The sequence below is a fragment of the Sphaerisporangium dianthi genome (assembly GCF_042654065.1).
GTDB lineage: Bacteria > Actinomycetota > Actinomycetes > Streptosporangiales > Streptosporangiaceae > Sphaerisporangium > Sphaerisporangium dianthi.
On record NZ_JBHSFP010000015.1, the window covers coordinates 67643 to 77189 of the forward strand.

The window sequence follows — 9547 nt, forward strand, 5'->3', positions numbered from 1 at the left end:
ACTTTCACGGGACCGCGGGTGGAGGCCGGAGGACGGTCACGCCGGAGTGATCGGAAAACGGCAGTTCAGGGATGGGACCGGCGGAGCGGAGGCGGGCGGGCGGCCGCCTCCGCTCCGGTGAGGCCGCGCGAAGCGTTGACTAGGGGTACCCCGGACCGGATTCTGGGTGGGCGCTCACCGGCCGCCGTCCACCCGTGGACGGCGCAGGGCGAAGCGTTCTCAAGGTCCATGGACGGGATAGCACGCAGCACAAGCGGAAAGGCAGGCGGCCGACGCCTGCGCCCTGAACTCCCGTTCTCGTGGGCGGGCGGACCCCGGCGCGCGTGCGCGCGTGACGCGGGGCCGTTCGAGGCAGCCGACGAGAACCGCTCCCCACCCCGGCCGCTCCGGCCGCGTTCCCGCATGGCCTTCTACGCCCATGCCCGGCGCGGCGCGCGGCGGTCACAGAGACCAAGAGGTGACTCATGAAAGTCGACAGGTTCGCAGGACCGGTTCTCTCGCTGTTCCGCGCCGTGACGGGTTTGCTGTTCATGTGCCACGGGCTCGCGTCGGTGTTCGGCGTCCTCGGCGGCAACCGCGGCTCTGGCCACGCCATCCCGTTCGGAACCTGGCCCGGTTGGTGGGCCGCGATAATCCAGCTGGTCTTCGGGGCGCTCGTCCTCGTGGGACTCTTCACCCGCGTCAGCGCCCTGCTCTCGTCGGGCTCCATGGCGTACGCGTATTTCATGGTGCACCAGCCGCAGGCCCTGCTCCCCTTGAACAACGGCGGCGAGGCCGCGGCGATGTTCTGCTGGGCCTTCCTGCTCATCGCGATGCTCGGGCCGGGCGTGTGGGCGCTGGACACGGTGATCCAACGCCACCGCAGCGCCGAGCCGGGCGCCTACGCGGCCACGCGGGGATTCGTCCGAGGGGTCGCCGCGGCGGTCCAGCCCCGGACGAGGTGACGGTACAGGCGACGGACGCACCCGCCGGCGGCACGCGATCGCGTGCCGCCGGCGGGCCGGGCCGGCTGTGGGCCGTCCACGGCGGGTGCGGCGTCGATCAGCGGGTGGAGGCGTCCTCCAGCCGCGCGGAGGCGCCGCGGGCGGCGGCCGACGGCGGTGACCCGCGCAGGGCCTCGCGGTGGAGACGGTACTCGTCGTCGTCGATCTCGCCGTCGGCGAACTTCCGGAACAGCGCGTCCTCCTCGTAGGAGAGGGCTCCTGGGAGCATGTCGCTTGACGGGTCGTGCAGCACGACCTTGACGCCGGCGATGATCGTCGCACAGAAGAGGACGACGCCGAGGCCGGTGAGCAGCAGCTCGGAGTTGCTCAGGGCGAAACCGTAAAGGTACATCTGCATGGTCTTCTCTTCTCTCGGCACGCGCCTGCCGGCGCGGAGGGCCGTGCTTCGAACCGGTCGGCAGGGGCGCACGGCCCGTGGGGATGGAACTCCGGCCGCGGGCGCCGCGGCGATCGTCCATCGCTCCGACGCGGAGCGGTCGAGGAAGGCCGTGGAGCTGAGGTCCCTGGCAGGAGGGGCATGCGACCCATCATGCTTCACCATCGCTTGACCTGCCAGGATGCGCTCTACCCGGGAGAATTTAAGCTAGGAGTAGCACACCCCCCCTAAAGCCCCGTCTGCGTCGTAACCTGACCAAATGGGCTGTGCTCGTCCCCTCGGAGACCTCCGGACTCCACCGGCGCGCCGAACCAGCGCGACAGCGCGGCGCGCAGTTCCTGCCGCTCCCGCTCATCCGGACGGGCGCTCTGGGTGGCCCACGCCACGTAGCAGTCCGGGCGCAGCAACAGCGCTGTGACGGGCGCGCCCGGATCGCGGGGGTCCGCGTCCGGCGCGGTGGGGCCGGACGCGGTCGCGTCATCGCCGGTGGCCTGCGGGGACGGGGCGGCAGGGCGCGCGGCGACGGCGTCCACCCGGTCGTGCCAGCCGGACGATTCCCGCCCCGGCGAGCCGTCCTCGGTGAGGTCCAGCAGCAGCGGCCGGGCGCCCGCGGTCAGCTCCGCGAGCCTGACCGGGCCGCTCCCGGTGTCCAGCGTCAGGTCCGGAGCCCATCGGCCGGTCAGCGGATGCGCCGCCCCGGCCTCGCCGCCTCCCATGTCGTAGCGGATGTCCGCTCCCGCCATCGTGTCCGCGATGTGCCGGGCGTTGCGCGGGTCGCGGAGCAACTCGCCGAACAGCTCGCGCAGCGCCGTGACATCGCTCCCCGGGGCGATCAGCGCGGACTGCGCCTGGGTGTGCATGGCCACCCGCTCGGCCGCCGGCCGCCGTTCGGCCTCGTAGCTGTCCAGCAGCTCCGGCGGGGCCCAGCCGTGGATCTCGGCGGCCAGCTTCCATCCCAGGTTGACCGTGTCCTGCAGGCCGAGGTTCAGGCCGGGACCGCCGATCGCGCTGTGCACGTGGGCGGCGTCGCCCGCCAGCAGGACCCGGCGGTCGCGGAACCTGGCGGCCAGACGCGTGTTGCCGCCGGTCAGCCGCCGCAGCAGGTGCGGCCCCTCACCCTCCGGCGGCCCGAACGGCACCTCGGCCCCAAGGACGCGCCGGGCGCTTTCCCGCACCTCCGGCAGGGCGAGGGCCGGCAGGGCCGCGGCCTCGCCCGGCTCCTGCTCCAGCTCCATGGTGCTGATCAGCGGCCCCGTGAGGAACGGGGCGAACACGAACAGGCCGCGTTCGGTGCGATGGTGCAGGAAGGGCGGGACGATCCCGTAGCCGGGAATGTCCAGCCCCCCGGTCACCGGGTCGATGATCTCGGCCGGCACGCTCACGTGCGCTGTGCGCGAGATCAGGCCGTCCCGGCTCACCCCCGGGAACTCGATGCCCGACAGCTTGCGGGTCACGCTGCGCCCGCCGTCCGCCCCGACCAGATAGCGGGCGGTCAGGCGGTAGACGCCGTCCGGCCCGGCGACCTCGGCGGTGACCCCGTCACCGTCCTGCGACAGCGTGGTCAGCTCGTGCCCCCGGCGGATCTCGACGCCGAGCTCGACGGCGCGCTCCTCCAGCATCTGCTCGACGCGGCGCTGCGGCACCTGGAGTATGTACAGCGGATTGTCGCGGTCGGGCAGCTTGGTCAGGTCCAGCGGCAGCGCGCCGAAAACGAAGGACGGCTGCGGCCGCAGCGGGCGCGGGCCGCCCAGCCGCTCGTACAGTCCCCGGCGGTCGAGCATCCGCACGACCTGGCCGACCAGGCCGTTGGCCCGGTTCTCCAGAGTGCGGGCCGCGAGCCGTTCCAGCACCAGCGGCCGCACGCCGGCCAGGCTCAGCTCGCAGGCCAGCATGAGCCCGTTGGGCCCGGCTCCGGCGATGACGACGTCGGCGGACACGGCCGCGGATCCGGTTTCGGACATGGTGGTTCTCCTCGCGTTCGGATGGCATGGCGAAATGGGCCGGCGGCACCGGCCTTTCGATGGGCGTGCGGGCAGCGGTCGCGGGCCAGGGTCGGCGCCGGCGACAGTGGTCGAAGGGCTGGGGACGGCCGGCGCGGGCCGGTCCACCGCCCGCCGTGGGCGGGGCCACTTCCGGCGGGCCGGGGCGGACGGCGGCGTGAGGCCGGTGCGCCGGTCGGATCAGAGGGCGGCGGTGCGGGGGTGAGGGCGGGTGGAGTCCTTCGGATCAGGCAGACCGGATCAGGCCACCGGGTCAGGCAGGCCGGATCAGGCCACGGGATCAGGCAGGCCGGATCAGGACGGTGGAGTCCTCGGATCGGGCAGGCCCGCCGAGAGCCTCCCCAGGGCGTCGTGCAGCAGCGGCATCAGCGGGGCCGAGCCGCCGGTGCGCACCCAGTGGTCCATGACCACGGCGAGCGCGGCCCCGACCGCCGCCGCCACCAGGCGCGGGTAGAGATCTCGGGCGACGTCGGTGCCGGTGCGCTCGGCGACCGCGGCCGCCAGCTCGGTCTCGGCGGCCGCGCCGGCCCTGAGGTACTCGCCCTGCAGCGCCGGTTCGGCGAGCATGACGCGAAGCCCGGCGGCCCACTGGTCGCGGGACACGTCCGGCGGGCCGGCGGCGTCATTGGGCGCGGTGTCCTCCCGCATGTCGAAGCGGGCCGTCACCGCGTTGACGACGGCCTCCCACAGTGGCTCGGACGCCGGCCGGGCGCGGAGCTCCTCCGCGATCAGCCGGGCGCGGTCGAGGTGCCGTGAGGCGATCGCCTCGGCCTTGCTGGAGAAGTAGTTGTTGAACGTGCGCGGGGAGACCCCGACCGCGGCGGCGATGTCCTCCACCCGCACGTCATCCCACCCGCGCTCGACGGTGAGCCGTATGGCCGCCCAGCTCAGGGCGATGCGGGTCTGCTGCTTCTTGCGCTCTCGCAGCCCCGTGCGCCCGTCCTGTCCGATGTCCACGCCCTCACCCTAGCAATTAATGCGCATTCAGAAAAGATGCGGGGCGCGCAATTTTTGGGGAGGCGTGGCGGGCGATCGCGGCAGAGGTCGGGGGAAGGCGAGGCCCCCTGCCGGAGGGCGGGCGGCGGGGGCCGGGTTGAGTTATTAGGTTAGGCAAAGCTAAGTTAAATCCAAGGAGATCTGGAGGAGGCAGCCCATGTCCGTCGGCACCGAGGAGACCGCTGGTCCCGAGACCGCGGAAGTGCCCGCGTACCGGGTCTTCCGCGTGCGGGTGACCCGCGTGGCCAGGCTCGGCCCGAGCTTCACGCGCGTCACCTTCACCGGCGACGACCTGTCCCTCTTCGCCGATCACGGGCTCGACCAGCGGATCAACCTCGTCTTCCCGCTTCCGGAACGCGGCTACCCGCACTTCCGGGAGGGCGACGACTGGTACCGGCGGTGGCGGACGCTGCCACCGGAAGACCGCAACCCCATCCGCACCTACACCGCCGGCGCCGTGCGCCACGGCGCCGGCGAACTCGACATCGACTTCGTGCTGCACGGCGCCACCGGCCCTGCCTCCCGATGGGCGCTGGCGGCCCGTCCCGGCGACCCGCTGGTGGTCGTCGGCCCGGACGTGCGCCACCGCGGCCCGGCCGGCGGTCGCGAATGGGCTCCGCCGCGGGACGCGACGCGCCTGCTGCTCGCGGGCGACGAGACCGCCGTCCCCGCCATCGCCGCCATCGCCGAGTCCCTGCCCGCTCACGTGTACGCCGAGATCATCCTCGAGGTGCCCGACCCCGCCGACACCCGGGTCCTGCTCGTCCCGCCCGGCGTCCGGGTCACCTGGCTGGCACGCGACGGCGCCGGCGACCACGGCGAGCGGCTGTTCGCCGCCGTCCGCGAAGCCGCGGCCCGCCTGGCGCCGGCCGGCAGGCAGGCCGCCGGGCCGCCCCCCGCCGTCGCGGGCCCGGCCGGCGGTCCGCGGGGCGCGTCCACGACGGCCCAGGAAAGGGCGGGGGAGCCGGAGGACGACGACCTCTGGGAGATCCCCGACCCCGGGGCCGCCGCTCAGGGCGGCTTCTACGCCTGGCTGGCCGGCGAGGCCGGCGTGGTCAAGCGGCTGCGCCGCCACCTGGTCGGAGAACTGGGCGTCGACCGCCGGACCGTCGCCTTCATGGGGTACTGGCGCCTCGGCCGCCCCGGCGGCGACTGAGACCACCGGCCCGCGCGCCGTCCCCCGGGCGGGGTTCTCCCTGTGCCGGCGGAGCTGAGAAGAACCTTACGAAGACTTGCGAGGAGAGGATCGTTCATGCGGGTCGTCATGTTCGGCTACCAGACGTGGGGCCATCGCACGCTGCAAGCCCTGCTGGACGCGGGCCATGAGGTGGCGCTGGCCGTCACCCACCCCAAGAGCGAGCACGCGTACGAGAAGATCTGGGACGACTCGGTCGCGGAACTCGCCGCCAAGCACGACGTCCCGGTGCTCCTGCGCAACCGCCCCGACGACCAGGACCTGCTCCTGGCGCTCCGCGACGCGGCGCCGGACATCATCGTCGCCAACAACTGGCGCACCTGGCTGCCGCCGGAGATCTTCGACCTCCCCCCGCACGGCACGCTGAACGTCCACGACTCGCTGCTGCCGTCGTACGCGGGCTTCTCGCCGCTGATCTGGGCTCTCATCAACGGCGAGAAAGAGGTCGGCGTCACCGCCCACCGCATGAACGCCGAACTCGACGCGGGCGACATCGTGCTGCAACGTGCCGTTCCGGTGGGACCGCGCGACACCGCCACCGACCTGTTCCACAAGACGGTCGACCTGATCGGGCCCATCGTGCGCGACTCCCTCGACCTCATCGCCGCGGGCCGGGCGACGTGGGTGCCCCAGGACCGCAGCAAGGCCAGCTTCTTCCACAAGCGGTCCATCGAGGACGGCCGCATCGACTGGAACTGGCCGGCCGAGGACCTGGAGCGGCTGGTGCGCGCGCAGTCGGACCCCTATCCCAACGCGTTCACCTACCACCGCGGCGAGCGCATCCGCATCGTGTCGGCGGCCGTGTCGCAGGCGCGGTACGGCGGCACTCCGGGGCGCGTCTTCATCCGCGAGGGGGACGGGGTGGTCATCGTCAGCGGCGCCGACGCGCGCGGCGGACGCCGCCCCGGGCTGGTCCTGCACCGGCTGCGCACCGACGACGGCGCCGAGCACGCGGCCACCGACTACTTCCGCGCCATGGGCGGCTACCTCACCGCCCGGCCCTGAACGCGGCGCGCTAGTGAGCCGCCTTCGCGCGCGCGGTGTCGTGGTGGCGGCTCATCGGAATGATCAACGGGGTGCCGCTGACCGGGTCCGTCGTGACCTGGCAGCGCAGGTCGAAGATGTCCTGCACCGTCTCGGCCGTGATGACGTCGGCGGGCGCGCCCTCGGCGACGATGCGGCCCGACTTCATGGCGATGACGTGGTCGGCGTACCGGCACGCCTGGTTGAGGTCGTGCAGGACCATCACGATCGTGCGGTTCTCGCGCCGGTTGAGGTCGGTGATCAGGTCGAGGACGTCGATCTGGTGCGCCAGGTCGAGGAAGGTCGTCGGCTCGTCGAGCAGGAGCACCGGGGTCTCCTGCGCGACGGCCATGGCGATCCAGGCCCGCTGGCGCTGTCCGCCGGACAGCTCGTCGACCGCGCGGCCGGCGAGGTCGGCCATGCCGGTGGCGGCCAGCGCGCCGTGGACGGCCTGCTCGTCGGCCGCCGACCACTGCCGCCACCAGGTCTGGTGCGGCGAGCGGCCGCGCGTGACCAGGTCGATGACGGTCAGCCCCTCCGGTGCGACCGGTGACTGCGGCAGGATGCCGAGGCGCCGGGCCAGTTCCCTGGTCGGGATCGAATGCAGCGCGCGGCCGTCGAGCCGGACGGCGCCCTGGCGCGGCGTCAGCAGCCGCGCCAGCGCTCGCAGCAGCGTCGACTTGCCGCAGGCGTTGGCGCCCACGATGGCGGTGACGCGGCCCGGCGGGACGACCAGGTCGAGGTCCGCCACGACCAGCCGGTCGTCGTACGCCAGGTGCAGGCCGCTCGCCCGCAGGTCCGGGTGGATGGTCGACATGCGTTCAGCCTCCTGAGCCCGCGCGGTCGGCGCGGATGAGCAGCCAGAGCAGGATCGGCGCGCCCAGCACGCCGGTGACGATTCCGACCGGCAGTTCCGTGCCGGAGATCAGCTCGCGCGCGGCGAGGTCGGAGGAGAGCACGACCAGGGCCCCGGCCAGCCCCGAGGCCACCGGCGGCGGCCAGGAGGTGCCGGCGAGCCGCTGCGCGATCTGCGGCGCGGCGAGCGCCACGAAGGCGACCGGCCCGGCCGCCGCGGTGCCGAAGGCGACCAGCCCGACCCCCGTGAGCAGCAGCGTGAACCGGACCTGCTGCACGGGGGTGCCGAGGCCGGCGGCGACGTCGTCGCCGAGCTGGAGCGTGCGGGTCAGGCGGCCCAGCGTCAGCGCGAGCGGCACCAGCACCGCCATGGCGAGGGCGAGCGGCGCCACCTGGTCCCAGTCGCGGCCGTTGAGGTTGCCGACCAGCCAGCCGAGCGCGGCCTGCGCCTGGAACCGGCCGCCCTTGGCGACCAGGTAGTCGGTGGCGCTGGTGCACATCCACGACACTCCGATGCCGACCAGGATGATCCGGTAGCCGGTGGCGCCGCGGCTCCACGCCAGGAGGTAGACGAGCAGGCCGGTGCCCAGCGCGCCGAGCAGCCCGAGCGTCTGCGGGCCGAGGCCGCCGTCCCATCCGAGCACGATGCTCGCGACGACGGCGGTGCCGGCCCCCTGGGTGAGCCCGATCATGTCCGGACTGGCCAGCGGGTTGCGGGTCATGGTCTGGAAGATCGAGCCCGAGACGCCGAAGGCGACGCCGGCCAGCAGCCCGACCAGGGCGCGCGGCAGCCGCAGTTCGCGGACGACCAGCAGCGTCCCGGGGTCGCCGTGCCCGGCGAGCGCCTGGACGACCGAGGTGAGGCCGATCGGGTAGTCGCCGATCGAGACGCCCCAGCAGAAGACGAGGAAGGTGACGGCGGCGAGCGCCGCGCACACGGCGACCAGGCGAGGGCGCAGCACCCCGGAGACGGGCGGCACGGCCGACCGGAACGTGCGGCGGGAGGTGCCGGGCAGCGCGGCGGCCGGGGGGACGGGGGAGGGGGAGGCCATGCTCACACTTCCGCGAGTCGCCGCCGGCGGACCAGGGCGATGAAGAACGGGCCGCCGATGAAGGCGATGAGGACGCCGGCCTGGATCTCGGAGGGTCGCGCGGCGACCCGCCCGATGATGTCCGCGGCCAGCACCAGGCAGGGCGCGAGCACCGCCGACAGGGGCAGCAGCAGGCGGTGGTCGGGGCCGAACCCGGCGTGCTGCGCGAGGATCCGGGCGGCGTGCGGCACCACGAGCCCGACGAAGACCACAGGGCCGATGACCGCCACCGCCGCGCCGGTGAGCAGCGTGACGGCGATCGCGCCCTGGAGCCGGACCATACCGAGCCGCCGGCCGAGCGAGGCGGCCACGTCGTCGCCGAGGGCCAGGCTGTTGAGCGCGGGAGCGCAGGCCAGCGCCAGCACCGTGCCGACGGCGATGAACGGCAGGACCCGGAGGACCGTGTCGCCGTCCTGGTCGGCGAGCGAGCCGGCCGACCAGAAACGGTAGCGGTTCAGCGCCTCAGGGTCGGTCAGGACGACGGCGTTGGTGAGCGAGAACAGCAGCGCGCTCACGGCGACCCCGGAGAGCGCGAGTTTGACCGGTGTCAGGCCCGAGCGTCCCTGCCTGCCGAGCAGGTACACGACGACGCTCGCGGCGAGCGCGCCCGCGAACGCGAACCAGATGTATCCGTACAGCGTCCCCAGGCCGAGCACCGCGACCGACACCACGATCGCGAAGGCGGCGCCGGCGCTGATGCCGAGCAGGCCGGGGTCGGCGAGCGGGTTCCGCGTCAGCGCCTGCATGAGCGCGCCGGACAGCCCGAGGGCCGCGCCCGCGGCCAGGCCCAGCGCGGTGCGGGGGACGCGCACCGACCAGACGACGTTGTCGACGAGCTGGTCGGGCGGATGTCCGAGCAGCGCCTGGACGACCTGGTCGAGGGGGAGGGCGCGGGCGCCCAGCGTGATCGACAGCAGGCACAGCGCGACGAGGACGGCGCCGAGCAGCGCCACGAGGATGACGGGACGGAGTCCCGCGCCGCGCGTCACCGAACTGTTCCCACGTTT

9 protein-coding genes are annotated in these 9547 nt (G+C 73.7%); 3 read left to right on the top strand and 6 right to left on the bottom strand.

What is annotated here, in order from left to right:
* Window positions 1-464: 464 nt before the first annotated feature.
* The gene (locus ACFO60_RS21705; protein ID WP_380842823.1) at window positions 465-944 is read left to right on the top strand and encodes a DoxX family protein; all 480 of its coding nucleotides are present in this window, start codon (window positions 465-467) and stop codon (window positions 942-944) included.
* 97 nt (window positions 945-1041) lie between these two features.
* Here the strand turns inward: ACFO60_RS21705 and ACFO60_RS21710 are convergent, their stop codons facing one another.
* The 3 genes from ACFO60_RS21710 to ACFO60_RS21720 all read right to left on the bottom strand — a co-directional run bounded on the left by ACFO60_RS21710 (window position 1042) and on the right by ACFO60_RS21720 (window position 4337).
* Window positions 1042-1341, bottom strand: coding sequence for a hypothetical protein (locus ACFO60_RS21710; protein ID WP_380842825.1), 300 nt, complete (start codon window positions 1339-1341; stop codon window positions 1042-1044).
* A gap of 266 nt (window positions 1342-1607) precedes the next feature.
* Window positions 1608-3341: an FAD-dependent monooxygenase gene (locus tag ACFO60_RS21715; protein ID WP_380842827.1), complete on the bottom strand. Its 1734-nt coding sequence runs from the start codon at window positions 3339-3341 to the stop codon at window positions 1608-1610.
* A 333-nt stretch (window positions 3342-3674) separates the two neighbouring features.
* Window positions 3675-4337, bottom strand: coding sequence for a TetR/AcrR family transcriptional regulator (locus tag ACFO60_RS21720; protein WP_380842829.1), 663 nt, complete (start codon window positions 4335-4337; stop codon window positions 3675-3677).
* 196 nt (window positions 4338-4533) lie between these two features.
* Between ACFO60_RS21720 and ACFO60_RS21725 the strand changes: the two genes are divergently transcribed.
* Window positions 4534-5532, top strand: a complete 999-nt coding sequence (locus tag ACFO60_RS21725) for a siderophore-interacting protein (protein ID WP_380842831.1) — start codon at window positions 4534-4536, stop codon at window positions 5530-5532.
* A gap of 96 nt (window positions 5533-5628) precedes the next feature.
* Window positions 5629-6576: a methionyl-tRNA formyltransferase gene (locus ACFO60_RS21730; protein WP_380842833.1), complete on the top strand. Its 948-nt coding sequence runs from the start codon at window positions 5629-5631 to the stop codon at window positions 6574-6576.
* 10 nt (window positions 6577-6586) lie between these two features.
* On the opposite strand, the gene ACFO60_RS21735 is transcribed toward ACFO60_RS21730, so the two are convergent.
* Genes ACFO60_RS21735 through ACFO60_RS21745 form a run of 3 tightly spaced genes read right to left on the bottom strand, consistent with a single transcriptional unit; the run spans window position 6587 to window position 9529 of the window.
* Window positions 6587-7411 carry an ABC transporter ATP-binding protein gene (locus ACFO60_RS21735; RefSeq protein ID WP_380842835.1) on the bottom strand — a complete coding sequence of 275 codons (825 nt, stop codon included), beginning with the start codon at window positions 7409-7411 and terminating at the stop codon, window positions 6587-6589.
* 4 nt (window positions 7412-7415) lie between these two features.
* Complete coding sequence (locus ACFO60_RS21740) at window positions 7416-8501, bottom strand: FecCD family ABC transporter permease (RefSeq protein ID WP_380842837.1); 1086 nt, start codon at window positions 8499-8501, stop codon at window positions 7416-7418.
* A gap of 2 nt (window positions 8502-8503) precedes the next feature.
* Window positions 8504-9529, bottom strand: a complete 1026-nt coding sequence (locus ACFO60_RS21745; protein ID WP_380842839.1) for a FecCD family ABC transporter permease — start codon at window positions 9527-9529, stop codon at window positions 8504-8506.
* Window positions 9530-9547: the final 18 nt, after the last annotated feature.